Genomic DNA, 24,194 nt, shown 5'->3' on the forward strand with positions numbered 1-24,194 from the left:
CGGCGTGGACCGCCGCCTCGATCTCGTCGCTGACTGCAGCAGCTGCTTCGGTCTGTGCTGCGTGGCGCTGGCGTTCGAGAAGTCGGCGGACTTCCCGATCAACAAGCGAGCCGGCGAGCCATGTCGCAACCTGCGGCAGGACTTCGGTTGCGGCATTCACGCCAACCTCCGCGAGGAGGGGTTCCGCGGCTCAGCGGTGTACGACTGCTTCGGTGCCGGCCAGCAGGTCGCCCAGGTGACGTTCGGCGGCGTGAGCTGGCGCGACGCCCCGGACACTTCGGCGTCGATGTTTGCGGCGCTCCCGGTGATGAAGCAGCTGCACGAGATGCTCTGGTATCTCGCCGAGGCACTCACCCTGCCGGCCGCCGAGCCGCTGCGACCCGAGCTCGAGAAGGCCTACGCCGCGACCGAGGCCCTCACGCGTACGGACGCCGACGCGCTCGCGGCTCTCGACCTCCCGAGCCATCGCGCGGACATCGGACCCTTGCTGCAGCGCACGAGCGAGCTCGTACGAGCTCCGCACCGCGGACCCGAGCGACGCGGAGCTGATCTCATCGGAGCTCAGCTCCGTGCCGCCGACCTGAGGCGTGCCAACCTGCGCGGAGCCCTGCTGATCGCCGCCGACCTGCGCGGTGCGGATCTCCGCGAGGCAGACCTGATCGGCGCGGATCTGAGGGATGCCGACCTCCGCGAGGCCGACCTGACCGGCAGCCTGTTCCTCACCCAGATGCAGGTCAACGCCGCTCGAGGCGACGCGCGTACGAAGATCCCCGCAGCGCTCGTCCGACCCGCACAGTGGGCGGGGTAGGGAGGTCGCATGGACGCAGTCGAGGCGCTCAAGGAGATCGGGTTCTGGCTCGAGCGTGAGCTCGCCAAGACCTACAGGGTCGAGGCGTTCCGCAAGGCTGCTGCGGCGATCGACCACCTCTCGCCGGACGAGCTCAAGAGACAGGTCGACGACGGCAGCCTCAAGCGGCTGAAGGGCATCGGCGACCGTACGTTCGGCATCATCGCCGAGGCGGTGGCCGGCGAGGTGCCGGCGTACCTCACGGATCTGCGCGAGCGTGGCGCCACACCGCTTGCCGCAGGCGGCGCGAAGCTGCGGGCCAAGCTGCGCGGCGACCTGCACAGCCACTCCAACTGGTCCGACGGTGGCTCCTCGATCCAGGAGATGGCGCGTGCGGCGGTGTGGCGCGGGCGGGAGTACCAGGTCATGACGGACCACTCGCCGCGCCTCACGATCGCCAACGGGTTGTCCGCCGAACGGCTCGCAGAGCAGCTCGACGTCATCGCGGAGGTCGATGCCGAGCACGACAACCTCCGGCTGCTCAGCGGCATCGAGGTCGACATCCTCGACGACGGCGAGCTGGACCAGACCGACGAGATGCTGGGGCGTCTCGACGTCGTCGTCGCCAGCGTGCACTCCAAGCTCAAGATGGACCGCGACCTGATGACGCGCCGTATGGTCAACGCGATCGCGAACCCGCACACCAACGTCCTCGGTCACTGCACCGGGCGGCTCGTCGCGGGGTCGCGCGGTGGGCGGGACCAGTCCCGGTTCGACCCTGAGATCGTGTTCGCCGCCTGTGAGAAGTTCGATGTCGCCGTGGAGATCAACTCGCGGCCGGAGCGGCGCGACCCTCCCAGCAAACTGATCCAGGTGGCGCTCGACTATGGCTGCCTGTTCGCGATCAACACCGACGCGCACGCGCCGGGACAGCTCGACTTCCTCGACTACGGGGCTGAGCGAGCGTCGGCCAACAAGGTGCCGGCGTCACGCATCGTCACGACGTGGCCGGTCGAGCGCCTGCTCGAGTGGTCCAACGCCAAGCGCTGAGCGTCAGCCCAGGCTGTCGGCGAGCTCCCGGATCTCGTCCGGCGACACTTCTCGCGCGGTGCGACCGGTCACCTCGTCGTACACGTCGATCAGGCCGGCCAGATCCTTCACCATGCGTCGAGYCCGGGCCGGCTCGCTGCCGCAGTCGGCGCGACACTCGCCAGAGGCGGCGACCAGGTGCGCGACGACGAGCGACTTGGCGGCGTACGCCTCGGCGGGCTCGAGCTCAGGCGTCATGACGAACGCGAACACCCGCGAGGCGTTGAGGTGGAAGGTCGTGTGCGCGGCGTCCAGGTCGCCGGTGCTCCGTGGGTAGGCAAGGGCCTCGTCGATCGCCCGGTGCACGTCCGCCGAGTCGCCGGTCCGGTTCAGCCACGCCTCGGCCTCCTCGATCGCACCCACGACGCGGTTTCGCGCGGCCGGCTCGAGCAACGCCATGACGTGACGCGCCTGGGCGAGGCGCAGCCTGGCGCGCAGCTCGGGGGAGTCCTCGGTCGTGCCGAACAGTCGGCCAATCAACGGCACCAGCCGCGGACGGTCGCTGTCGCGCAGCAGGTCGTTCGCCGTACGCGCCTCATGCGCCAACATCGGGTGCGTGCACTCCGGGCGATCGCTCCACTCCTCGCCGGCGAGCAGCGAGACGTACTCCATCACGCACGCCTCACCGTGATCGGCATCGTGGGATCCCGCGGACAGGGTGGGCAGTGCGTCGGGCATGGTCATGGTTGCTCCCCTCGAGTCAGCACCCTGATTCTGCACCCGCGCGCCAAGGAACGCGAGGGTCAGTCCATCAGCAGAGCGGCCAGGGTCCCGCCGAGGTCACGGGCCGCGTCGAGATCGGCGTCGGTGACGTCGCCCATGATCTCGAGAACCTCCGCCGACTGCGTCCACGACAACGCCTGCACGATGCTCTGCACCGAGCGCACGGCGCCCGTCGTGTCGTAGCGGCCGTGCACCCACATCCCGTACGGCTTCTTGCCGCCCGCGCCCTTGCCCGCGGACCCGTCCTCGGCGAGCGATCCGCCCGCCTCGAGGAAGATCGTGTCGAAGAAGTGCTTGAGCGCGCCGCTCATGTAGCCGAAATTTGCCGAGGTCCCGAGCAGGTAGCCGTCGGCAGCCAGTACGTCCGCGGCGTTGGCCTCCAGTGCCGGGCGTACGACGACCTCCACTCCCTCGATCGCGTCGTCCGACGCGCCGGCGACGACGGCGTCGGTGATCCGCTGCAGATTCGGCGTTGGGGAGTGGTGAACGATCAGCAGGCGCGGCATTGGATAAGGCTAGCCAGCGACGTCCCGCCGAGTCCGGGGCCGGACCGTCATTCCAGCGGGAAACTGCGGGTGAATGTTCAACCGTGTCCGGTGCGCATTTGACCCGATGTGCTTACCATCACATATGGAGTTCGAGACAGCTGCTCGGGCCATTCTCGCGAACATCGAGAAGGTCATCGACGGCAAGCCCGAGGCCGCAGAGGCCGCCCTGGTCGTATTTCTCGCTGAAGGACACCTCCTGATCGAGGATGTTCCGGGAGTCGGCAAGACGGTTCTCGCGAAGGCCCTGGGGCGTTCCGTCAGCTGCTCGGTGCGACGCATCCAGTTCACGCCCGACCTGTTGCCGTCCGACATCACGGGCGTGTCGGTCTACAACCAGGCCGACCGCGAGTTCGAGTTCAAGCCCGGAGCCGTCTTCGCCAACATCGTGATCGGCGACGAGATCAACCGCGCCTCGCCCAAGACCCAGTCGGCGCTGCTCGAGGCGATGGAGGAGCGGCAGGTCACGGTCGACGGCACGACATACGTGCTGGCGAGCCCGTTCACGGTCGTCGCGACGCAGAACCCCTACGAGATGGAGGGCACGTACGCCCTGCCCGAGGCCCAGCGCGACCGCTTCATGGCGCGCATCTCGATGGGTTACCCCGACTCGGCCGCTGAGCTCGCGATGCTGCAGGGCCGCGATGCCGAGAACCCGTTCGACGATCTCGAGTCCGTCGCCTCGATCGAGGACGTGCAGGCCATGATCGCCGCGGCCAGGGCGATCTATGTCTCCCCGGCCGTCGAGCAGTACGCCGTCGACATCGCTCAGGCGACGCGTGTCGATGCTGACCTGCGACTGGGCGCCAGCCCGCGAGCCACGCTCCAGCTGGTCCGTGCCGCCAAGGCGCGCGCGGCCGTCCAGGGCCGTGACTTCGTCCTGCCCGACGACATCGACGCACTCGTATCCGTCGTGCTGCCCCACCGATTGATCCCGATGCGCGGCGCGGCGAGCGTCGAGGACGTCGTCGAACGCATCGTCGCCGAGACGCCGGTCCCGGCCGGCGCCGTCCAGCCGAGCTGACCACCATGTCGACCGACAGCTCCGCCGGCCGCCTTCGGCGGGCCGCGAGCTCGGTTGTGCTGACCCGGCGTGGTGTCGGGTTCCTCATCACGGGCGTCATCAGCTTCGTCGCCGCCCCGGTCATGTCCCTGCCGGCTCTCCTCTACGTCACGGGCCTGTTGCTCGCGCTGGTGCTGTTCTCCGCGATCTTCGTCTTCGCCGGCCATTCCCGCGTACGCATCGAGCGCTCGTTCACGCCGCAGATCGTTCCGCCGGGGCAGATGTCCCACGCCACGCTGCGCATCACCAACCTCTCGGTGCTGCCGTGCCTCGAGGCCCGGTGGTCCGACGACCTGCCGCACGGCATCTCCGGTGACGCCTCCGGGATCCTCCCGGCGCTCGGTGGGAGTCATGGCACCGACTCGCGGGTCTCCTTCACGTACGCGTTGCAGGGCCTGCGGCGTGGTCGCCATCCGATCGGGCCGCTGCGGGTCAACGTCCTGGATCCTTTCGGCCTGGTCTTCCGCCGGCACAAGTTCGGCAGCCCCGAGATGTTGACGGTCCTGCCGCGCCGCTACGAGCTGCGGCCCATCGCCCCGCGCGGCACGAGTGAGGACGGCGCGACCCGTCCCGCGCCGCAGCACGTCGGCCTCGGCGAGGACGATGTCATCGCGCGCACCTACCTGCCCGGCGATGCGATGAAGCGACTGCACTGGAAGGCCACGGCTCATCGCGGCGAGCTGATGGTGCGCCAGGAGGAGCAGCAGCTCACGCCGCGCGCTGCTGTCGTCCTTGACTGCGAACCGATCAGCCAGGGCACTGCGAAGGATCGTCAGGGTGAGTGGGAGTACTCGTCCGTCTTCGAGTGGTGCGTCGCCGCAACCTCCTCGATCACCTCACACCTGGTCAAGGCGGGATACGTCGTGGTGCTCCAGTCCAACGGGACCGGGATCGAGCGCTTCATCGCCGACGGCCAGGACACCCTCGAGGACGCCATGGTCGACCTTGCGGTGATCGAGCCCGAGGAGCACGACAACGACCGGCACGTGGCGCCCGAACGTGCCGTGTTCATGGTGCTGGGGCGGGTGAGCGTCGAGCGGGCCCACCACTGGGCCCATCTGATGTCCACGTCTCGTGCCGTGATGGCGCTGGTCGCCGCCAACACATCGGCCGAAGCGCGGGGAGTGCTCGAAGATGCTCGCTGGCGACTCGTGACCTACCACCCCAACGACGACATCAGCGACCTGTGGACCGAGTTCGATGGAGCGCGTACGCATGCTGCGGGCTGAGGCATCGACGCAGCGTGTCACCGCCCGCACGGCGCGGGACACGTGGTTCGACCACATCATCATCGGCGTGGCGTTCGCGCTGCTGCTCTCGGGCTTCCGCAGCGTCATCGCCGGCAACGACTGGTGGATCACGACGATCCTCGTGGCCACGCTGACGGGGCTGGCCTGCGCCGTCCTGCGAGCCGTCGGGCTCCGATGGGTCGCTCCGATCGCGATCGTGGTCGAGCTGCTCGCCCTTGCCTGGATCTTCGTGCCGGACACGTTGATCGGCATCCTCCCGACGTTCGACACGTTCCGCGAGCTGGGCCGCCTGGCGTCGGATGCGCACGAGATCATCATCGAGGAGCAGGCTCCCGTGGCCGCCGCGAAGCCGGTCGTGCTCGTCGTGGCCAGCTCGTTCGGCCTGCTGGTCATCGTCGCCGACGTCCTGCTCGAGCGCCGCCGGGCGGCGTCGGCGATCGGCCTGCTGCTGCTCTCGGTCTTCGTGACGCCGGCGCTGATCTCCGGCGACACGCCGTCCGTGTGGCTCTTCGTCGTCATCGCCGCGCTGTGGCTCGTGATCCTGCGGTCCAGGACTGCCCTGGGCGGCGCTCTTGCCCGCCGGCAGCGCGGCCCCGCCCTGGTCCTCGCCGTCGCAGCGCTCGCCGCGTCGGTCGCGTTCCCCCTCGTGTCGCCCGACGTCAGCGCGGTGGCCACGTCGTGGGGCAAGCCGCCGCCAGCGGTGTTCGGCCGTGGCATCAACCCCATGCTGGAGCTCGGCCAGAACCTGCGCCGCAATGGCACCACGACAGCGCTGACCTATACGACGGGCCTGCCCCAGGCGCCCTACCTCAAGGTCGCGACGCTGCGGGACTTCACCGGCAAGACGTGGAAGCCGGGATCCAGCCAGCAGTTCGACGTCGACGAAGGGGCGGAGGCGGTCGACCCCGACATCAAGGTCGAGAGGGAGTCGACGACCATCACGATCCGTCAGCTGCGCACCACGATGTTGCCCGTGCCCTATCCGATGGAGAAGGTCACGGGGCTCGAGGGGGAGTGGCTGCCGGAGCACTTCGGCCTCACGATGTCCTCGCCCGACGACGACACGCGGGGACAGAAGTACTCGGTCACGAGTCTCGACATCCAGCCGACGGCCACCCAGATGCGGGCCGTGACGACCAACGTCGGCATCGTGCTCAGGCAGGAGACCGAGCTCCCGGACAAGATGCCGTCGATCATCGAGAACACGGCCCGCCGCGTGACCGAGGACTCCACGAACGAGTACGACCAGGTCATCGCACTGCAGGACTACCTCCGCAACGACGGGTCCTTCGCCTACTCCGAGACGGCGCCGGTCGCTGACGGATACGACGGCAACGGCATCCAGGTGATCGCGAAGTTCCTCAAGAAGAAGTCCGGCTACTGCGTGCACTTCTCCTCGGCGATGGCCGTCATGGCCAGGACACTCGGCATTCCGTCGCGCATCGCGGTCGGCTACGCGCCGGGAAACGTCGTCGGCGTCAAGGACGGCCAGAACCAGTACGAGGCGACGTCCGACGACCTGCACGCATGGACCGAGATCTACTTCGAGGGCGTGGGGTGGGTCAGCTTCGAGCCGACTCCGGGTGTCGGGTCGGCCACGTCGTTCGCCGAGCCGGGCTCGCCGTCGTCCAACACCGATGAGGGCCGGTCGCCCGGTGCCAACACCCCGTCCGTGCGCGAAGAGAACAACCCGATCGACAGCACCGCGAGCTCCACCTCGAAGGCGTCGCAGACCGCCCCTCGTACGGCGCTCATCACGTTCGCCGTGCTGATCGTGCTCGTGGGGGTGCCGGCACTCCTGCGGTGGGCGCGTCGCCGCTGGCGGTTCAGCCGGGCCGGCTCGTCGGTCGACCCGTTGTGGCGCGAGCTCGAGGACACCGCGCGCGACTTCGGCCTCCCGTTCTCGCCGACCGACACGCCGCGTGGCTTCGCGACGCGCCTCGGCACGAGGGAGGGCATCGATCGCGAGGCACTCAACCGGCTGCTCAAGCGGGTCGAGCGGGCGCGGTTCGCCCGTACGGCCATCCACGACGGTGACGGCCTCGACGACCTGCGAGCGGTCATCGCGTCGTTCTCGGCAGGAGCTTCACGGCGGGAACGCTGGCGAGCGATCGCGTTGCCCCGGTCCCTCGCGGGCCGCCGGGCGTACGCGCCGAGTGGTCCACTCCCGTCAGCTGCCGCGACGCTCGGGTAGGGGTGCGGTCCCGTTGCCGAACGGGCTGCCGCCCAGTTCCTCGCGCCCGTGTGGCGTCAGCCAGACGTCGGGATCGGGTCCCTTGGGCACGATCCCCGTGGGATTGATGTCGGCGTGGACGAGGTAGTAGTGCTGCTTGATCTGCTCGAAGTCGATCGTCTCGCCGAAGCCGGGTGTCTGGAACAGGTCGCGGGCGTACGCCCACAGGGCCGGCATCTCGGTGAGCTTCTGCCGGTTGCACTTGAAGTGTCCGTGATAGACCGCGTCGAACCGCGCCAGCGTGGTGAACAGGCGTACGTCGGCTTCGGTGATCGTCGCTCCCATGAGGAACCGGCGGGACGTGAGTCGCTCCTCGAGCCAGTCGAGCGCCGTGAACAGCCGGTCGTACGCCTCGTCGTACGTCTCCTGTGAGCCCGCGAACCCACAGCGGTAGACGCCGTTGTTGACCTCGGTGAAGATCCGCTGCATGACCTCGTCCATCTCGTCGCGAAGGTCCTCGGGCCAGAGATCGGGGGCACCCTCGCGGTGGAACTCGGTCCACTCGGTGGCGAAGTCGTGCGTGATCCACGGGAAGTCGTTCGTCACGACATGGCCGGTCGGCACATCGACGATGGCGGGGACCGTGATGCCCCGCGGGTAGCCAGGAAAGCGCTTGAAGTACGCCTGCTGCAGCCGCTCGATCCCCAGCACCGGATCGACGCCGCCAGGATCGAGGTCGAACGTCCAGCTGCGCTCGTCATGGGTCGGCCCGCAGTAGCCGATCGAGATGGCGTCCTCGAGGCCCAGCAGCCGGCGCACGATGATCGACCGATTGGCCCACGGGCACGCGCGAGCGACGATCAAGCGATAGCGCCCAGCCTCGACGGGCCAGCCATCGCGGCCGTCTCGGGTGATCCGGTCGGGGATGTACTTCATGTCCCGTTCGAAGGCCTTGCCGTGCTCGACGTAGGAACCCTTGGCCGTGTCGCTGGTCATGCTGATAAAGTACCCAGCACCATGCGGATCAAGAGCCTGCTCCTTCTCTGCCGCGTCGAGGTCCTCTAGGTCGGACCCCTCGGCGCGGAGTTTGTCACGTACCGGCCGCTCACCAGCCAGACAAACACCCCGAGGATCCCGATGACGACCTACCCCAACACCCCGCAGCAGCCCAGCGGCATGCCGCATCAGCGCTACAAGCCGTTCGTGCCGATCGAGCTGCCCGACCGTACGTGGCCGGGCAAGACCATCACGCAGGCCCCGCGCTGGTGCGCGGTCGACCTCCGCGACGGCAACCAGGCCCTGATCGACCCGATGACCCCCGCTCGCAAGCTGGCGATGTTCCAGCTGCTCGTGAGCATGGGCTACAAGGAGATCGAAGTCGGCTTCCCCAGCGCGAGCCAGACCGACTACGACTTCGTACGCCAACTGATCGAGGGCGACCACATCCCCGACGACGTCGTGATCCAGGTGCTGACGCAGTGCCGAGAGCCCCTGATCGACCGGACCTTCGAGTCACTGGTCGGCGCCAAGCAGGCGATCGTGCACTTCTACAACTCGACCTCCACGTTGCAGCGGCGCGTCGTCTTCGGGCTCGACAAGGACGGCATCACCGACATCGCGACGCAGGGCGCTCGGCTGTGCATGAAGTACGCCGAGATCCACACGCCCGACACCAAGATCTCCTACGAGTACTCGCCGGAGTCCTACACCGGCACCGAGCTCGACTACGCGCTCGAGGTCTGCAGCCGGGTCATCGAGGTCATCGACCCGACGCCCGACTGGCCGCTGATCATCAACCTGCCGGCCACGGTCGAGATGGCCACGCCCAACGTCTACGCCGACTCGATCGAGTGGATGAACCGGCACCTGCCGCGGCGCGACAGCATCGTCTTGTCGCTGCACCCGCACAACGACCGAGGCACCGGCGTCGCCGCGGCCGAGCTGGGCTACATGGCCGGCGCGGACCGCATCGAGGGCTGCCTGTTCGGCAACGGTGAGCGCACCGGCAACGTCTGCCTGGTGACGCTGGGGCTCAACCTGTTCAGCCAGGGCATCGACCCGCAGATCGACTTCCACGACATCGACGCGATCCGTCGCACGGTGGAGTACTGCAACGAGCTGCCGGTGCCGGAGCGTCACCCCTACGGCGGCGACCTGGTCTACACCGCGTTCAGCGGCTCACACCAGGACGCGATCAAGAAGGGCCTGGAGGCGCTGGCCAAGGACGCCGCGGATGCCGGTCGGCCCGTCGACGAGGTCACGTGGGAGGTGCCCTACCTGCCGATCGACCCCAAGGACGTCGGTCGTACGTACGAGGCCGTCATCCGCGTSAACAGCCAGTCGGGCAAGGGYGGCRTCGCCTACATCCTCAAGAACGACCACCAGCTCGACCTGCCGCGCCGGCTGCAGATCGAGTTCAGCCAGGTCGTGCAGCAGCTCACTGAAGGCGAGGCCGGCGAGATCGAGCCGGACGCGATCTGGGCGGCGTTCGAGCGCGAGTACCTCGAGGTCGAGGACCCCTACCTCCTGGAGAGCTACAGCTCGGTGACCGCAACCGACGGCAGTGACCAGCAGGTCGTCGAGCTGCGCGTACGCGGTGAGGTCCAGGAGTTCAAGGGTGCGGGCAACGGCCCCGTCGCCGCATTCGTCGACAGCCTGCGGCAGGCCGGCGCCGACATCAGCCTGCTCGACTACTCCGAGCACGCCCTGGCTCCGCGCACCGAGGGTGCCACGACGCGGGCCGCCGCCTACGTCGAGTGCGACGTCGCCGGCGAGACCGTGTGGGGTGTCGGCATCCACGCCAACATCGTCACGGCGTCGCTGCGGGCGGTCGTCTCGGCCGCCAACCGCGCTGCCGCGCAGACGATCCCGGGCTAGGAAACAGCCGCGTCGCGGCGCTGGTCGATCACGAGAGTGATCAGGGCCAGCGCCGCGAGCCCGGCCACGCCGGCCGAGAACGAGGTGCCAGCCGGCGTCAGGCCCCATTGCTGCGCGGCCATGCCCTCGCCGATGACCGGCAACGAGATCGCGATGTAGGCGACGACGAAGAACGCCGACGTCACGCCCGCGCGCTCGTGCAGATCGACCTTGGCGAGCACGGCGGCCAGCCCCTTGCTGAACGAGAGACCCTGACCGACGCCCGCGGTCACCGCGGCAAGGACGATCAGCGGGACCGACTGTGCCTGCAGGCCCCACACGAGGAGCAGCATGCCGGCGACCAGCAGGGCGCACCCGGCGTTGAGGGCGAGCGTCGTCGGCGCCTTCTTCAGCACGACTTGTGCCACGACGGACGCGCCGAAGACGCTGAACACGACCAGCCCTTCGAAGGCGGGGCTCGGGTCGGCGAGCGCCTGGGCCACGAACCGCGGCGAGACCGCGACGAACAGGCCCATCACGGCGAACCCTGCGAAGCTCGCGATGCCGGCGCCGATGAAGGTCGTACGGACTCTGGCCGGCACGGCGAGGCGCTGAAAGGCCGGGCGGGATCCGGGCACCACGTCGACGGTCTCGGCGACGCCCCACACCAGCGCGACGGCCACGAGCGACAGCACGAGATGCACGATGAAGGCCAGGTGCACGTCCCACGGCAGCCAGTCGACGAGGGCGCCCGCGACGAGGGGCCCGAGGCCGAGCCCGCCGATGTTCGCCGCGGTCGCGATCAGGGCTGCGCGCGACCGCCACGCTGTCGGGGCAGCCTCGACCACAGCCGCGGTCGCCGTGCCAACGAAGATGCCGGCGGAGAGGCCCGACAGGACACGACCGACGAGCAGCGTGCCGGTGTTCTCGGCGATCAGGAAGACGACGTCGCTGGTGATGGCCGCTGCGAGGCCGGCGAGCAGGAGCGGGCGGCGGCCCAGCGTGTCGGACCACCGGCCGAACGCGAGCAGCGCCGCGAGGACCCCGAAGGCGTACATCGCGAAGATCACCGTCGACATCGTGATCGAGAAGCCGAATCGCTCCTGGTAGATGACGTACATCGGGGTGGGCAGCGTCGTGCCCATCATCGTGACTGCGAACGTGAAAGCGAGGGCCGCGAACGCGCGCCCGCCGCTGAGGGATGCCATGACCGAAGTCAACCAGCAGGGTCGGCCGCGGCTTCCCGACGTAACACGGATCACTGCACCGGCCGGTACAGTAAATGCTCCTCGTTCGCGATACGCTCGAGGGGACGTCGACCACCATCGGCGCATGTCGTACCGCGGGTGAGATCCACCCCGGTCATGAGGAGGATTCGTGGCGCGCATCATCAACCAGGTCGCGGTGTTCGGACTCGGCAAGGTCGGCGAGCTCGTCGCCGTCATGCTGGGGGAGTCGGGGTTCAAGGTCGTCGGCTACGACTCAGCCCCCCGTGACGACCTCGGCTTCGAGGTCAAGCCCCTTGACGTCCAGGACACCGCCGGGCTGCGCGAATCGCTGCGCGGCGTCGACGCGGTTGTCTCGTGCCTGCCCTATCACCTCAACATCGACGTGGCCGAGGCTGCGTACGACGCCGGCACGCACTACTTCGACCTGACCGAGGACGTCCCGACGACGAACCGCGTCATCGAGCTCGCGTCGGAGCGCCCGGGTGCGGCATTCGCTCCGCAGTGCGGCCTGGCTCCCGGGCTGATCGGCATCATCGGTGCCTCGATCGCCAAGACCTTCGACGAGATCCGTTCGATCGAGCTCAAAGTCGGCGCGCTGCCGCAGAACCCGACGGGTCTGCTCGGCTACGCCATCAACTGGTCGCCGGAGGGCGTCGTCAACGAGTACCTCAACGACTGCGAGGTGCTCCGTTCCGGCAACCGCCAGATGGTGCCGGCGATGACCGAGAAGGAGCGGGTCTTCATCGGCGGCATCGAGCTCGAGGCCGCGCTGACGTCCGGCGGGCTCGGCACGATGTGTGAGACGTACGAGGGCCGCGTGCACCGCCTCGACTACAAGACGCTGCGCTATCCCGGCCACTTCGACCAGATGCACTTCCTGTTCGACGAGCTCAACCTGCGCGAGCAGCGCGAGCTGGTCGGCAAGATGCTGGTCGACTCCAAGCCACCCGTCAGCGACGACGTCGTGTTCATCCACGCCGCGGTCGAAGGCGTCAAGGACGGTCACCCGTTCCGCGAGAACCACGTGCGCGCCTACAAGCCGCTCAACATCTCCGGCCGCATGTGGCGCGCGATCTCGTGGACCACCGCGGCCTCTGCCGTGAGCGTCGTCGAGCTCGTAGCCAATGGCACGCTGCCACACACTGGATTCATCAAGCAGGAAGACATCACGCTCGAGCAGCTGTTCTCGACACAGGCCGGGCGCCACTTCGCCGAGCAGGGAGAGGTCTGACATGACCGACATCGCCATTCGTACGCAGGACATCCTCGACCGCCTTGGTGCGGGCAACCCGTTCGTCGCTGACGGCGACCTGGTCTGCCGGTCGCCGATCGACGGCGCCGAGATCGGCCGGCTCCGCTCGCACACCGCCGACGAGGCCGCCGACGTCATCGGCCGCGCGCAGTCGGCGTTCGAGCAGTGGCGCAGCGTGCCCGCGCCCGTACGTGGACAGTTCGTCCGCGAGCTCGGTGAGCTGCTGCGTGAGCACAAGGACGATCTCGGCGCCCTCGTCTCGATCGAGGCCGGCAAGATCGTCTCGGAGGGCCTCGGTGAGGTCCAGGAGATGATCGACATCTGCGACCTGGCCGTCGGCCTGTCGCGCCAGCTGCACGGCCTGACGATCGCCACCGAGCGTCCGGGCCACCGCATGATGGAGCAGTGGCACCCGCTGGGTGTCGTCGGTGTCATCTCGGCGTTCAACTTCCCGGTCGCGGTCTGGTCCTGGAACGCCGCGCTCGCATTCGTCTGCGGCGACGCGGTCGTGTGGAAGCCATCGGAGAAGACGCTCCTGACGGCGCTCGGCTGCCAGGCGCTGGCTGCTGAGGCCGCTCGTCGTGCCGGTGTGCCCGAGGGGCTGTCGGCGGTGCTGCTGGGCGACTACCGGATCGGCGAGGTCCTGGTCGACGACCCGCGCGTCCCGCTGGTGTCGGCGACCGGCTCGACCCGCATGGGCAAGCAGGTCGCCCCGCGGGTCGCGGCCCGTCTCGGACGTACGCTCCTGGAGCTCGGCGGCAACAACGCCGCGATCGTGGCGCCGTCGGCCGACCTCGACCTCGCGGTGCGCGGCATCGTGTTCTCCGCCGTCGGCACGGCCGGTCAGCGCTGCACCTCGCTGCGGCGCATCATCGTGCACGAGTCGATCAAGGATGATCTCGTGGCACGCCTCAAGGCCGCATACGAGACGCTGCCGATCGGCTCCCCGCTCGAGGCTTCGACGTTGGTGGGACCGCTCGTCGACAAGCCGGCGTTCGACGCGTTCGGCGCCGCCGTCGAGCAGGCCAAGGCCGATGGTGGCGACCTCGTCACCGGCGGCACGGCTGCCGACGTCGAGGGTGACGGTCACTACGTCCACCCGGCGATCATCGACATGCCCAAGCAGACCGAGATCGTCAAGACCGAGACGTTCGCACCGCTGCTCTACGTCCTGACCTACACCGACTTCGACGACGCCCTGACGATGCACAACGAGGTCGCCCAGGGCCTGTCATCGTCGATCTTCACGCTCGACGTGCGCGAGGCCGAGACGTTCGTGTCAGTCGTCGGCTCGGACTGCGGCATCGCCAACGTCAACATCGGCCCCTCGGGCGCCGAGATCGGTGGAGCGTTCGGCGGCGAGAAGGAGACCGGCGGCGGCCGCGAATCGGGCTCCGACGCCTGGCGTGCGTACATGCGCCGGTCGACCAACACGGTCAACTACTCCACCGAGCTCCCGCTGGCACAGGGCGTCGAGTTCGTCTAGGCCCAGATCGCCGGGGCCACCTGATCGCGTGGCTCCGGCGGCAGGCGCTCGGCCACGCCGTCGGCGAACCGCCGCGCGGTCCAGGCAGCTGCCGCCGCGTCGAGGACGTCGTCGGGTGCCGCTCCGCGCACGCGCGGCATCGGCACGACCAGGCCTTCCTGCTCCAGGAGCCGACGGCGGATGGCGGCGCCTGCGGGCGTCCGCTTGGGCTCCAGCACCACGGCGCCGTTCATCGTGGCGAAGCACACCTCGGGATGCACCTCGACGACCGGCACGGCAGGACCCGTCGCCAGCCAGTCGTGCACGTCGGCGATCTTGGGCAGGATGCTGAACGCCTGCCGGCTGAGGCCCTTGCCGAACGCAGCCCGGTTGGCGGCGTTGGCCTCGGCGTACGTCTCGGCACGCAGCGCGCTCAGCGCCGGTGAGCTGAAGACGGTCGACGTCCGGCCGGGCAGGCGCCTGCGCGCGTACGCCTCTGGGGCCCGGTCGCCGTCGGACGACAAGGCGATGGGTGTGTCGATCGCGACCACCTCGATCGTGAAGCGGCTCATCGCCTGACGAACCAGTTGTTCGATGTCGAGGGCGACGAACGTCGTGACGTCTTCGCCCCACGCGACGCCGACCCAGCCGACGGGGCATCCGTCCACGCCCAGCACCGTCATGCGTCGATCCTTGCACTGGCAACTGTCAGTGCCACACGGGAGAGTGGGGCCATGGCGAAAGAAATCCAGGTGACGTTCGACTGCGCCGACCCGGCTGCGCTGGCCGAGTTCTGGGCCGAAGTGCTCGGCTACCGGGTCGAGGCGCCGCCCGAGGGGTACGAGACCTGGCCCGACGCCCTCAAGGCGTTCGGCGTGCCCGAGGACCAGTGGAACTCCAGGTCTGCGATCAGACCCGTCGACGGCGACGGCCCCCGGGTGTTCTTCCAGCGTGTGCCCGAGGGCAAGACGGTCAAGAACCGCGTCCACCTCGACGTACGCGTGGCGCCCGGCAAGACCGGCGACGAGCGGATGGAGCTGTTCGAGGCCGAGGCGACCAGGCTCGAGGCGCTCGGCGCCACACGCGCCTACCGGGTCGATCCCGCTCCGCCGATGGAGCTCGGCTTCATCACGATGCAGGACCCCGAGGGCAATGAGTTCTGCCTCGACTAGCGTGTGCGGTTCTCCTTGCGCCACATGAGCTTGAGGCCCGACCAGTCGGTGTCGATCGCCGCGACCTTGACATCGACCATGCCGAGCTCGAGCGCGCCGTCCCGAATCGCGTTCTCGGTCACGTCGCTGACGTGACCGGCAGCCTTTCGCGGCCACGCGATCCACAGCGAGCCGGCGGGGAAGATCCACTCGCCCCATGACGCGAGGCCGTCGAGCTCGGCCTCCGAGCGTACGAACACCAGCGCAACGTCGGTCGGGCCGCTCGGCACCTGCTCGACGTCCTCGAGGGGCTCGGCGAACTCCCAGTCAGCGTCCGCGCCGATGACCACGAGCCGGAGGCCCGGCTTGATGCCGAGCTTCTTGAGCTGTGGAGTGCCGGAGTAGCCAGAGTCCTGCGCCATGAGCCTGAGAGTAGCGGTGGCTCTGGACGGACCCGTCGCGATGCCCTACGTTGAGTGCGGAGTGACGCAGGTCACATCGTGGGCAATCGGGGGGTTGCGATTCATGTTTCGACGTCTAGGTCTTGCTGCAGTCGCTCTGGTCGTGATTCCGACCGTCATCTGGCAACCGGGGGCAGGTGCCGCCGCCGCTTCCTACGTCGCGCTCGGTGACTCGTACTCATCCGGGGTCGGCACCCGCACCTACATCAGCGACGGCACCAGCTGCCAGCGGTCGGTCTACGCCTATCCGTCCCTGATCGCCTCCGCGAAGGGCTACGCCCTCAACTTCCGGGCGTGCTCGGGCGCGAAGGTCTCCGATGTCACGAGCGGGCAGCTGAGCGCGCTGTCGACCAGCACGAAGTACGTCACGATCTCGGTCGGCGGCAACGATGCCGGGTTCGCCGACGTCCTCACCGAGTGCGCGCTGCCCGCCTGGGCCAGCAACTGCGCCGGCAGGGTGACGACGGCGCAGAACTACATCAAGAACACGCTGCCGGGCTCGCTGTCGACGCTGTACGCGAGCATCAAGGCCAAGGCGCCCAACGCCAAGGTCGTGGCGGTCGGCTATCCGCGAATCTTCAACGGCGAGGACTGCAACGCGCTGACCTGGTTCTCACCCGACGACGAGTCGCGGCTCAATGCGACCGCCGACCTGATCAACTCCAAGATCTCCGCGGCGGCCACCGCGAAGGGGTTCACCTTCGTGAGTCCGGTGACCGCCTTCATCGGTCATGCCGTCTGCGACAGCCCTGAATGGCTCAACGGCTTGTCCAACCCGGTCACGGAGTCGTACCACCCCAACAAGCTCGGTCACTCCGGCGGTTACACGCCGTTGGTCGGTGCCAAGCTGATCGGGGCTGCGGTCGCCGTCAACGCGGCGGTCACCGCCCGGGCAGTCGCCTCGACCGACGAGCTCGCCGCGCAACAACGTACGTATGCGGCGAAGGACGCCACGATCCGTCCCGAGCGGTTCGTCGTCCCGAACCTCCACACGCCGGACGTACGCGCGGCCGCCAAGCGGGCGGGTGTCGATCTGACCAGTCGGGCCAGCATCGACCGGGTGGATCGTCAGTACGCGGAGGCTCAGGCGAAGGCCCACCCGCTGTCGTAGGACGCCGGTGTGGCGGGAGTGTTACCCGGCCGTTCGTCACACCCACACGGCACAATGGAGAGGTGAGCCTCTACCGTGACGCCGGCATCGTGCTGCGCGTCCACAAGCTCGGCGAAGCCGACCGCATCATCACGCTGCTGACGCGTGACCGCGGCATCGTGCGCGCCGCGGCCAAGGGCATCCGCAAGACGACGTCACGCTTCGGTGGCCGGCTCGAGCCGTTCATGCACGTCGACCTCCAGCTCGCCGAGGGCCGCTCGCTCGACATCATCACGCAGGTCGAGACGATCAACGCGTTCGCCAAGGATCTCGGCGGCGACTACGCGGCATACACCGCCGGCACCGCGATGCTCGAGACCGCCGAGCGGCTCGTGCAGGAGGACGGCGAGCCCGCCGTGCCGCAGCTCCAGCTGCTCGTCGGGGCGCTCCGGGCGCTCACCGAGGGCCGGATGACGCCGAGCCTGATCCTCGACTCCTACCAGCTGCGCGCGCTGTCGATCGCCGGATATGCGCCCACGTTCGACACCTGCGCCCGGTGTGCCGCCGAGGGGCCCCACCGCAACTTCCACGCTGCGTCGGGCGGCATGCTGTGCGACGACTGCCGCGTGGCCGGCTCCGCCGCGCCCTCGCCGTTCACCGTCACGCTGCTGGCGGGCCTGTTGAGCGGCGACTGGCCCACCGTCGGCACGTCGGACGACCGGTCGCGACGCGAGGCCAGCAGCATCGTCAGCGCCTACCTCTCGTGGCACCTCGAGCGCGGTCTGCGCTCCCTGAGCCACGTGGACCGGTAGCCGTGAAGCGTTCCGTACGTCAGCCGGTTCCGCACGCCTCCGGGGCGAAACCGCCGTCGATTCCCCTGGCCCAGGTTCCACGCCATGTCGCGATCGTCATGGACGGCAACGGCCGCTGGGCCAAGCAGCGGGGCCTGCCCCGCACCGCCGGCCACGAGAAGGGCGAGGCGGCGCTGTTCGACGTCGTCGAAGGCGCCATCGAGATCGGCGTCAAGGCCGTCTCGGCCTATGCGTTCTCGACCGAGAACTGGAAGCGCTCGCCCGACGAGGTGCGCTTCCTCATGGGCTTCAACCGCGATGTCATCCGTCGCCGGCGCGACGAGATGCACGAGCTCGGCGTCCGCGTGCGCTGGGCCGGCCGCCGCCCACGCCTGTGGCGCAGCGTCATCAAGGAGCTCGAGACCGCCGAGCAGATGACCAAGCACAACGACGTCCTCACCCTCACGATGTGCGTCAACTACGGCGGTCGGGCCGAGATCGCCGACGCCGCGGCCGCACTCGCGCGTGACGTCGCTGCCGGCAGGGTCAACCCCGACAAGGTCAACGAGCGTACGTTCGCCCGCTACCTCGACGAGCCCGACATGGAGGACGTCGACCTGTTCTGGCGCACGTCGGGGGAGCAGCGCACCAGCAACTTCCTGTTGTGGCAGTCCGCGTACGCTGAAATGGTGTTCTCCGACATCGCCTGGCCCGACGTCGACCGCCGTGCGCTCTGGGCGGCGATCGAGGAGTACGCCGCCCGCAACCGTCGTTACGGAAGCGCCTGACGGAGAGCGTCTGGTGTCGCGATCATGAGAGGGATCCTGGCCTGCCTTCTCGGGGCGCTGGTGCTGATGGCCGGGTGCTCGTCCGGCGGTGAAGCTGACCCTGGCCCCAAGGCCTCAGACGTGAAGGCATCCGTCGACGATCTGGCGGCAAAGGTGCTGCCGGCTCTCGCGAAGAAGCTCGACGGGGAGTTCCCGCTGGCCCAAGGCAAGTTCGTCGGATGCGACGGCGGGCGTGACATCAAGCGCTACGTGGCGTCAGGGGAGCTTCAGGCAGAGCTCGCGGACAACGCCAAGGCAGCTGCGAAGATTCGCGCGACGCTGTCCAATGCTGGCGCAGTCGCCACGATCGCGCGGGACTCGACGGTCAAGGGCAAGGTCGGTGACCTGGCGATCGTGGTCGAGCCCAACGTCGTGTCACCCAACTCAGTCGTCGCGATCCGTCCGCTGACGATCGTGAGCGAGTGCCACAGGTTCTCCGAATCGGAGGTCGCCACGATCGCCAAGATCAAGCCGAAGGTCTACGGCGAGCCCGTGACGGGCACCCCCTAGGCCGCTGCACTCGCTCAGTCGCCTGCCGGCTCGCCGTTGTCACTGAAGATCTGGGCCGCGGTGTCGGCGTCGAGGCGCCTCAGCTCGGTCGCCATCTTGTCCGCCGTCTTGGAGACGACGCGCATCCGACGAATCCGGCGCTGGAAGTGGTTCTCCCACTCGGTCTGGAACACCTGCGGGTGCTGATCGTCGTGATCGGGCAACATGCCAGCCGTGATCGCAGAATCGATCGCCTTGAGCGCCGGCACGAGGTTGTCGAGGGACCCTGCGCCTTCCTCCAAGGCGTCGAGCATGCGACGCAGCACGCGCGGGCCGGAGATGCCGGCCGGATCCTTGTCGGCCTGGGACTCGCCTGCCTGGCTCTCCTCGGGATCGTCCGCCTTCTGCCGCTTCTCCCAGTGCAGGTTGGCGCGGATGTCGTCCTCGACGCCGCGCACGCTGCGGACCGCGTCCTGGAACTCCTCGAGGATGCCGTGCACGGCGCGGCGGTACTCGTGGATCGCCTCGGCCAGGGGTGAGCCGTCCAGCATGGCGCGGGCAGTGCCGGGACCGCCGGGCTCGGGTGTCCTGCCGGTGAGCCGGCGGAACAGCGGAACGTACGGCTCGGTGATGTCGGCGTCGAGGCGATGGGCGAGCTGCTGCGGACCGGGCTCGTCGGCGCCCTTTGCCGCGATGACGAGGTCGTGCCGCGCCTGCTCCCAGCGGCTGCGCAGCCGTTGGAGCTCATCGCCCTGCACGTCGTGCAGCACCTTGATCTCCTGCTGCACTGCCTCGGCCAGCTCCTTGAGCATCCCGGCGTCGCGGTGCGCTGTGAACTTGCTGAATCGCACGACGCGTTGCAACGCGAACGCGGTCTCGCCGTGCACGTCCTCGTCGCCGGCCGCCTTGTCGAGCGAGGCCCGCAGGCTGTCGAGCTGGTCGCTCAGGTCGTTGATGTGCTCGAGTGCCTGCGTGAGCTCGGCCGGTTGGGCCGGGATGTGCAGGTCGTCGGGCCCGATGGCGCCGCCGACAGCGACGAACTGTTGGTCAGTCATGATTCCCCCGAATCCGGAGTCCGCGTGTGCGCGAACCAGTGCCGCAGACGCTAGCGGGCGGTGCATTTGCAGGCAAGGACCGACGTCGTGGGTTGCCGCGGTCGCCGTTAGGCTGGCGCATATGCGCATTGCCAGGTTCGCGGGGGACGACGATCCCCGCTTCGGAGTCATCGGGGACGACAACGGTGTCCCCACCATCGCGGTCCTGAACGGCGATCCTCTCTACGCGGGGCTCAACCTCAGCGGCCAGAAGATCCCCCTCGCCGACGTACGTCTGCTGGCCCCGGTGATCCCGCGCAGCAAGGTCGTGTGCGTCGGCAAGAACTACGCCAAGCACGCCGCCGAGATGGGCGGCGAGGTGCCCGAGGAGCCGCTGATCTTCCTCAAGCCCAACACGAGCGTCATCGGGCCGGGCGAGCCGATCTTCTATCCCGACCAGAGCGAGAACGTCCACTTCGAGGGCGAGCTCGCCGTCGTGATCGGCCGGATCTGCCGCGACATCTCCGCAGCGGACGCCGCCAAGGTGATCTTCGGCTACACGATCGGCAACGACGTCACGGCGCGCGACCTGCAGGCCAAGGACGGGCAGTGGGCCCGTGCCAAGGGCTTCGACACGTTCTGCCCGCTCGGACCGTGGATCGAGACCGACTTCGATCCCTCGAAGGTCCAGGTCACGACCCGGCTCGGCGACGACGTCAAGCAGGACGGCAACACGTCCGACATGGTGTTCACCGTCCCCGACATCATCGAGTACGTCTCGTCGTTCATGACGCTCCTGCCCGGTGACGTGATCCTCACCGGTACGCCCGACGGTGTCGGCCCGATGGAGGTCGGCGACGAGGTCAGCGTGACCATCGAAGGCATCGGCACCCTGACGAACAGCGTGGTCTCCCGTGAACAGTGACATGACACGTCCGGTGGTGGCCAGGTTCTGCCCCTCGCCGACCGGCAACCCGCACGTCGGCATGGCGCGCACGGCGCTGTTCAGCTGGGCGTTCGCCCGTCACCACGGCGGCCGGTTCGTCTTCCGCATCGAGGACACCGACACGTCCCGCGACAACGAGGAGTCCTACCAGCTCCTGATCGACGTCATGCGCTGGCTCGGCCTCGACTGGGACGAGGGTCCCGAGGTCGGCGGCCCCAACGGTCCCTACCGCCAGTCCGAGCGCATGGACATCTACGCCGACGTGGCCCAGCAGTTGCTCGACGCGGGCTTCGCCTACAAGGCCTACGACACGGCCGAGGAGCTCGAGGAGCGCCGCAACGCGGCTCGTGCAGCCGGCAAGCCCAGCGGCTACGACGGCCTGCACCGCAACCTCACGCCCGAGCAGATCGCGGCGTACGAGGCCGAGGGCCGAGAGCCCGTGATCCGGTTCAAGATGCCCGAGCGCACCTACACGTTCAATGACCTGGTGCGCGGCGAGATCGCCTTCGACTCGGCCAACGTGCAGGACTACGTCCTCGTACGCGCCAACGGCCAGCCGCTCTACACGCTGACCAACCCGACGGACGACGCCATGATGGGCATCACCCACGTGCTCCGTGGCGAGGACCTGCTGAGCTCGACGCCGCGGCAGATCGCGCTCTACGAGGCATTCGCGGAGATCGGCATCGGCGGTGGGTTCACGCCCGAGTTCGGTCACCTGCCGTTCGTGATGGGGGAGGGCAACCGCAAGCTGTCCAAGCGTGACCCCGAGTCCAACCTGCTCGACTACAAGCCCAAGGGCTTCCTGCCCGAGGGGCTGCTCAACTACATGGCCCTGCTGGGCTGGTCGATCGCCGAGGACCGCGACATCTTCTCGATCCCGGAGATGGTCGAGGCGTTCGAGATCGGCCGGGTCAACCCCAACCCAGCCCGGTTCGACATCAAGAAGTGCGAGGCGATCAACGGATCGCACGTACGCCTGCTGTCCGAGTCCGACCTGCGCGATCGCCTGGTGCCCTACTTCCAGGCCGCCGGCCTGATCGATGCCGAGCCGACAGCCGAGCAGCTCCGGACGCTCGAGGCGGCGACGCCGCTCGTCCACGAGCGCATCACATTGCTGACCGAGGCCGTCGACATGCTGCGGTTCTTGTTCATCGCCGACGCGGACTTCTCGATCGACGAGGCCGACCGCGCGAAGAACCTCGACGAGGGAGGCCTCGGCGTCGTGCGCGCGGCACATGAGGCGCTCTCGGGAGTGACGGACTGGTCGACCGAGTCGATCGAGGAGGCCCTGCGCGGAGCGCTCATCGAGGGCCTCGGACTCAAGCCTCGACTGGCATTCGGGCCCGTACGCGTTGCGGTCACAGGCAGCCGGATCTCGCCGCCGCTGTTCGAGTCGCTCGAGCTGCTCGGACGGGACGTCACGCTGGCGCGGCTCTCGGCCGTCATCGCGTCGTGAAGGGTGGTCCCGGTTTGGGCGCGAGAGGTCCGGTCGGGTAAAGTGTGACCTCGGCTCGGACCCCGTCCGCAGCCATTGGGATATGGTGTAATTGGCAACACAGCGGTTTCTGGTACCGCCATTCTAGGTTCGAGTCCTAGTATCCCAGCGAAACCCTCCGAGCGGCTCCCGAGCATGCTTTGGTAGGGTTTCGTGCGGTCGCAAGACCACCCATGGCCCCGTTGTGTAGCGGCCTAGCACGCCGCCCTCTCAAGGCGGTAGCGCGGGTTCGAATCCCGTCGGGGCTACCATGGAAAAAGGCCCCCTGACCAGCGGAAACGCTGGTCAGGGGGCCTTCCTCATCCAGTGCCACAAGGTGCTCGGGCAACACTCGGGCAACAGCAGGTTGAGCGCGCTCGGTCGTGCGAGCCAGATCCATCGCGTCGGCAACCTCGTCGAGGCGGTTCTCGAACAGATGTCCGTACGTGTCGAGGGTCATCGTCGCCGAGCCGTGGCCGAGCATCTGCTGCACGACCTTGACGTCAGCGCCCGACGCGATCGCCAGTGACGCGGCGGTGTGGCGGAGCTCGTGCGGGTGCAAATCAGGAATGCCGATGGCCTCCGCTGCCACTCGGAAGGGCTTGCGAAACACGCTGACCCGCAGGGCCTCGCCTCCGCGAATGCCCCCGAATACGAGGTCGTCCGGTGCCTTGCCGACGACGTGCCGGGCGAGGCCGTCGAGGAGGAACCGGGGGATCGGCACCTCGCGTCGGCGATGGGACTTCGGTGCGCCCCAGACGAGACCGTGGCCCTGGACCGGAGTGACTGATTCTGCGATGACCGCGCGACGCTTGCTGAGGTCGAGTCGGCGTACTCGTAGTGCGGCCATCTCGCCGAACCGCACGCCTGTGTAGGCGAGGAACAGCACCACAAGGCGATACATCTCGTTGGTGCGCTCGTCCAAGGCCCGGTGCTTGCTGACCTCGACCGGGTAGCCGCAGGCGTACGCCAGGTCGTCGACCTGGGTGTGCGTCAGGTAACGCTTCTCGTGCCTGACCGGCCGTGGCAAGTTGACCTGGGCGGCGACGTTACGGGTGAGTCGACCATCCTTGACCGCCATGTCGAGGATCAGCGACAGGACGCGGTGGATCTTGCGCACCGACGCCGGTGACTGGGTCTTGGACAGGCTGGTCACCCACACCTGTACGTCGGAGTGGGAGACGGCCGAGAGCCGGACGTGGCCCCAGGTCGGCAGGATGTGCTTGCGCACGGCACCCTCGTAGCGGTTGAGCGTCGTGAGCTTGACGTGGTTCTGTCCTTCGAGCCAGGTCTGGGCCCAGTCACCGACGGTCACCCGGGCGAGTGACGGGTCGATGTAGTCCCCGGTGTTCTTGGAGCTCTCGACGCTGGTGAGGAACCTCTCGGCGTCCACCTTGCGGGTGAAGGTCTTGTTTCGCTGGTGTCCAGCAGGCGTGCGGTAGTGCGCGCGCCAGACGGTTCGTCCGTCCCTCGTCCGCTTCTCGATGCTGGCCATG

The 24,194-nt window shown here is 68.4% G+C and carries 23 protein-coding genes, 2 tRNA genes and 1 pseudogene; 18 read left to right on the plus strand and 8 right to left on the minus strand.

Annotated elements, in window-relative coordinates; translation table 11 throughout:
* The first annotated feature begins 4 nt into the window (after positions 1-4).
* Together AC1DVU_RS09545 and AC1DVU_RS09550 are read left to right on the plus strand one after the other, a co-directional pair.
* Positions 5-808 carry a pentapeptide repeat-containing protein gene (locus tag AC1DVU_RS09545; protein ID WP_476922198.1) on the plus strand — a complete coding sequence of 268 codons (804 nt, stop codon included), beginning with the start codon at positions 5-7 and terminating at the stop codon, positions 806-808.
* A gap of 9 nt (positions 809-817) precedes the next feature.
* Positions 818-1,837, plus strand: a complete 1,020-nt coding sequence (locus AC1DVU_RS09550; RefSeq protein ID WP_476922199.1) for a PHP domain-containing protein — start codon at positions 818-820, stop codon at positions 1,835-1,837.
* A gap of 3 nt (positions 1,838-1,840) precedes the next feature.
* On the opposite strand, the gene AC1DVU_RS09555 is transcribed toward AC1DVU_RS09550, so the two are convergent.
* Positions 1,841-2,560, minus strand: a complete 720-nt coding sequence (locus AC1DVU_RS09555; RefSeq protein WP_476922200.1) for a hypothetical protein — start codon at positions 2,558-2,560, stop codon at positions 1,841-1,843.
* Positions 2,561-2,619: 59 nt separating this feature from the next.
* A complete protein-coding gene (locus AC1DVU_RS09560; RefSeq protein WP_476922201.1) occupies positions 2,620-3,105 on the minus strand; it encodes a flavodoxin family protein in 486 nt (161 codons plus the stop codon).
* A 124-nt stretch (positions 3,106-3,229) separates the two neighbouring features.
* On the opposite strand from AC1DVU_RS09560, the gene AC1DVU_RS09565 reads away from it, so the two are divergent.
* Genes AC1DVU_RS09565 through AC1DVU_RS09575 form a run of 3 tightly spaced genes read left to right on the plus strand, consistent with a single transcriptional unit; the run spans position 3,230 to position 7,651 of the window.
* Positions 3,230-4,168, plus strand: a complete 939-nt coding sequence (locus tag AC1DVU_RS09565) for an AAA family ATPase (RefSeq protein WP_476922202.1) — start codon at positions 3,230-3,232, stop codon at positions 4,166-4,168.
* 5 nt (positions 4,169-4,173) lie between these two features.
* Positions 4,174-5,436, plus strand: a complete 1,263-nt coding sequence (locus AC1DVU_RS09570) for a DUF58 domain-containing protein (RefSeq protein ID WP_476922203.1) — start codon at positions 4,174-4,176, stop codon at positions 5,434-5,436.
* On the plus strand, positions 5,408-7,651 hold the full coding sequence (locus AC1DVU_RS09575) for a transglutaminase TgpA family protein (protein WP_476922204.1): 2,244 nt from the start codon (positions 5,408-5,410) through the stop codon (positions 7,649-7,651). The genes AC1DVU_RS09570 and AC1DVU_RS09575 overlap by 29 nt, the downstream gene beginning before the upstream one ends.
* On the opposite strand, the gene AC1DVU_RS09580 is transcribed toward AC1DVU_RS09575, so the two are convergent.
* Positions 7,628-8,626, minus strand: coding sequence for a glutathione S-transferase family protein (locus AC1DVU_RS09580; RefSeq protein ID WP_476922205.1), 999 nt, complete (start codon positions 8,624-8,626; stop codon positions 7,628-7,630). The genes AC1DVU_RS09575 and AC1DVU_RS09580 overlap by 24 nt on opposite strands.
* A gap of 141 nt (positions 8,627-8,767) precedes the next feature.
* On the opposite strand from AC1DVU_RS09580, the gene leuA reads away from it, so the two are divergent.
* Positions 8,768-10,507: a 2-isopropylmalate synthase gene (leuA, locus tag AC1DVU_RS09585; RefSeq protein WP_476922206.1), complete on the plus strand. Its 1,740-nt coding sequence runs from the start codon at positions 8,768-8,770 to the stop codon at positions 10,505-10,507.
* Here leuA and AC1DVU_RS09590 read toward each other — a convergent pair.
* Positions 10,504-11,694: an MFS transporter gene (locus AC1DVU_RS09590; protein ID WP_476922207.1), complete on the minus strand. Its 1,191-nt coding sequence runs from the start codon at positions 11,692-11,694 to the stop codon at positions 10,504-10,506. The genes leuA and AC1DVU_RS09590 overlap by 4 nt on opposite strands.
* Positions 11,695-11,863: 169 nt before the next feature.
* Here AC1DVU_RS09590 and AC1DVU_RS09595 point away from each other — a divergent pair, with 169 nt between their 5' ends.
* Together AC1DVU_RS09595 and amaB are read left to right on the plus strand one after the other, a co-directional pair.
* A complete protein-coding gene (locus AC1DVU_RS09595) occupies positions 11,864-12,946 on the plus strand; it encodes a saccharopine dehydrogenase family protein (RefSeq protein WP_476922208.1) in 1,083 nt (360 codons plus the stop codon).
* Between the two features lies 1 nt (position 12,947).
* The gene (gene amaB, locus AC1DVU_RS09600) at positions 12,948-14,453 is read left to right on the plus strand and encodes an L-piperidine-6-carboxylate dehydrogenase (RefSeq protein ID WP_476922209.1); all 1,506 of its coding nucleotides are present in this window, start codon (positions 12,948-12,950) and stop codon (positions 14,451-14,453) included.
* Here amaB and AC1DVU_RS09605 read toward each other — a convergent pair.
* A complete protein-coding gene (locus AC1DVU_RS09605; RefSeq protein WP_476922210.1) occupies positions 14,450-15,115 on the minus strand; it encodes a DUF429 domain-containing protein in 666 nt (221 codons plus the stop codon). The genes amaB and AC1DVU_RS09605 overlap by 4 nt on opposite strands.
* 51 nt (positions 15,116-15,166) lie before the next feature.
* Here AC1DVU_RS09605 and AC1DVU_RS09610 point away from each other — a divergent pair, with 51 nt between their 5' ends.
* Complete coding sequence (locus AC1DVU_RS09610) at positions 15,167-15,604, plus strand: VOC family protein (protein ID WP_476922211.1); 438 nt, start codon at positions 15,167-15,169, stop codon at positions 15,602-15,604.
* Here AC1DVU_RS09610 and AC1DVU_RS09615 read toward each other — a convergent pair.
* Positions 15,601-16,005, minus strand: a complete 405-nt coding sequence (locus tag AC1DVU_RS09615; RefSeq protein WP_476922212.1) for a DUF3052 domain-containing protein — start codon at positions 16,003-16,005, stop codon at positions 15,601-15,603. The two genes, AC1DVU_RS09610 and AC1DVU_RS09615, sit on opposite strands and share 4 nt — an antisense overlap.
* A gap of 142 nt (positions 16,006-16,147) precedes the next feature.
* Between AC1DVU_RS09615 and AC1DVU_RS09620 the strand changes: the two genes are divergently transcribed.
* The 4 genes from AC1DVU_RS09620 (at position 16,148) to AC1DVU_RS09635 (ending at position 19,262) form a co-directional block, all read left to right on the plus strand.
* Positions 16,148-17,155 (plus strand): SGNH/GDSL hydrolase family protein, encoded by a 1,008-nt coding sequence (locus tag AC1DVU_RS09620; RefSeq protein ID WP_476922213.1) that lies wholly within the window; start codon positions 16,148-16,150, stop codon positions 17,153-17,155.
* Between the two features lie 62 nt (positions 17,156-17,217).
* A complete protein-coding gene (gene recO, locus AC1DVU_RS09625) occupies positions 17,218-17,946 on the plus strand; it encodes a DNA repair protein RecO (protein WP_476922214.1) in 729 nt (242 codons plus the stop codon).
* Between the two features lie 2 nt (positions 17,947-17,948).
* On the plus strand, positions 17,949-18,713 hold the full coding sequence (locus AC1DVU_RS09630; protein WP_476922215.1) for an isoprenyl transferase: 765 nt from the start codon (positions 17,949-17,951) through the stop codon (positions 18,711-18,713).
* A 24-nt stretch (positions 18,714-18,737) separates the two neighbouring features.
* A complete protein-coding gene (locus tag AC1DVU_RS09635; RefSeq protein WP_476922216.1) occupies positions 18,738-19,262 on the plus strand; it encodes a hypothetical protein in 525 nt (174 codons plus the stop codon).
* A gap of 14 nt (positions 19,263-19,276) precedes the next feature.
* Here AC1DVU_RS09635 and AC1DVU_RS09640 read toward each other — a convergent pair whose 3' ends face one another.
* On the minus strand, positions 19,277-20,296 hold the full coding sequence (locus AC1DVU_RS09640; protein ID WP_476922217.1) for a hypothetical protein: 1,020 nt from the start codon (positions 20,294-20,296) through the stop codon (positions 19,277-19,279).
* Between the two features lie 121 nt (positions 20,297-20,417).
* On the opposite strand from AC1DVU_RS09640, the gene AC1DVU_RS09645 reads away from it, so the two are divergent.
* From AC1DVU_RS09645 to AC1DVU_RS09665, 5 genes are all read left to right on the plus strand, one after another.
* Positions 20,418-21,200, plus strand: a complete 783-nt coding sequence (locus AC1DVU_RS09645; RefSeq protein WP_476922218.1) for a fumarylacetoacetate hydrolase family protein — start codon at positions 20,418-20,420, stop codon at positions 21,198-21,200.
* A 1-nt stretch (position 21,201) separates the two neighbouring features.
* The gene (gene gltX, locus AC1DVU_RS09650) at positions 21,202-22,680 is read left to right on the plus strand and encodes a glutamate--tRNA ligase (protein ID WP_476922219.1); all 1,479 of its coding nucleotides are present in this window, start codon (positions 21,202-21,204) and stop codon (positions 22,678-22,680) included.
* 76 nt (positions 22,681-22,756) lie between these two features.
* Positions 22,757-22,828 (plus strand) — tRNA-Gln (locus AC1DVU_RS09655).
* A 66-nt stretch (positions 22,829-22,894) separates the two neighbouring features.
* Positions 22,895-22,970 (plus strand) — tRNA-Glu (locus tag AC1DVU_RS09660).
* Positions 22,970-23,227: a hypothetical protein gene (locus AC1DVU_RS09665; protein WP_476922220.1), complete on the plus strand. Its 258-nt coding sequence runs from the start codon at positions 22,970-22,972 to the stop codon at positions 23,225-23,227. The genes AC1DVU_RS09660 and AC1DVU_RS09665 overlap by 1 nt, the downstream gene beginning before the upstream one ends.
* On the opposite strand, the pseudogene AC1DVU_RS09670 reads toward AC1DVU_RS09665, so the two are convergent.
* A pseudogene (locus AC1DVU_RS09670) lies at positions 23,183-24,193 on the minus strand (tyrosine-type recombinase/integrase); the annotation flags it as partial. The gene AC1DVU_RS09665 and the pseudogene AC1DVU_RS09670 overlap by 45 nt on opposite strands.
* Between the last annotated feature and the right edge of the window lies 1 nt (position 24,194).

The sequence above is a fragment of the Aeromicrobium sp. P2_G6 genome (assembly GCF_056403535.1).

Coding starts and splice junctions, on each gene's coding strand:
- AC1DVU_RS09550 (WP_476922199.1), top strand. CDS start 818: ATGGACGCAGTCGAGGCGCTCAAGGAGATCGGGTTCTGGCTCGAGCGT.
- AC1DVU_RS09560 (WP_476922201.1), bottom strand. CDS start 3,105: ATGCCGCGCCTGCTGATCGTTCACCACTCCCCAACGCCGAATCTGCAG.
- AC1DVU_RS09570 (WP_476922203.1), top strand. CDS start 4,174: ATGTCGACCGACAGCTCCGCCGGCCGCCTTCGGCGGGCCGCGAGCTCG.
- AC1DVU_RS09610 (WP_476922211.1), top strand. CDS start 15,167: ATGGCGAAAGAAATCCAGGTGACGTTCGACTGCGCCGACCCGGCTGCG.
- amaB (WP_476922209.1), top strand. CDS start 12,948: ATGACCGACATCGCCATTCGTACGCAGGACATCCTCGACCGCCTTGGT.
- AC1DVU_RS09665 (WP_476922220.1), top strand. CDS start 22,970: ATGGAAAAAGGCCCCCTGACCAGCGGAAACGCTGGTCAGGGGGCCTTC.
- AC1DVU_RS09580 (WP_476922205.1), bottom strand. CDS start 8,626: ATGACCAGCGACACGGCCAAGGGTTCCTACGTCGAGCACGGCAAGGCC.
- gltX (WP_476922219.1), top strand. CDS start 21,202: ATGACACGTCCGGTGGTGGCCAGGTTCTGCCCCTCGCCGACCGGCAAC.
- AC1DVU_RS09635 (WP_476922216.1), top strand. CDS start 18,738: ATGAGAGGGATCCTGGCCTGCCTTCTCGGGGCGCTGGTGCTGATGGCC.
- AC1DVU_RS09645 (WP_476922218.1), top strand. CDS start 20,418: ATGCGCATTGCCAGGTTCGCGGGGGACGACGATCCCCGCTTCGGAGTC.
- AC1DVU_RS09605 (WP_476922210.1), bottom strand. CDS start 15,115: ATGACGGTGCTGGGCGTGGACGGATGCCCCGTCGGCTGGGTCGGCGTC.
- AC1DVU_RS09575 (WP_476922204.1), top strand. CDS start 5,408: ATGGAGCGCGTACGCATGCTGCGGGCTGAGGCATCGACGCAGCGTGTC.
- AC1DVU_RS09615 (WP_476922212.1), bottom strand. CDS start 16,005: ATGGCGCAGGACTCTGGCTACTCCGGCACTCCACAGCTCAAGAAGCTC.
- AC1DVU_RS09640 (WP_476922217.1), bottom strand. CDS start 20,296: ATGACTGACCAACAGTTCGTCGCTGTCGGCGGCGCCATCGGGCCCGAC.
- AC1DVU_RS09565 (WP_476922202.1), top strand. CDS start 3,230: ATGGAGTTCGAGACAGCTGCTCGGGCCATTCTCGCGAACATCGAGAAG.
- AC1DVU_RS09590 (WP_476922207.1), bottom strand. CDS start 11,694: ATGGCATCCCTCAGCGGCGGGCGCGCGTTCGCGGCCCTCGCTTTCACG.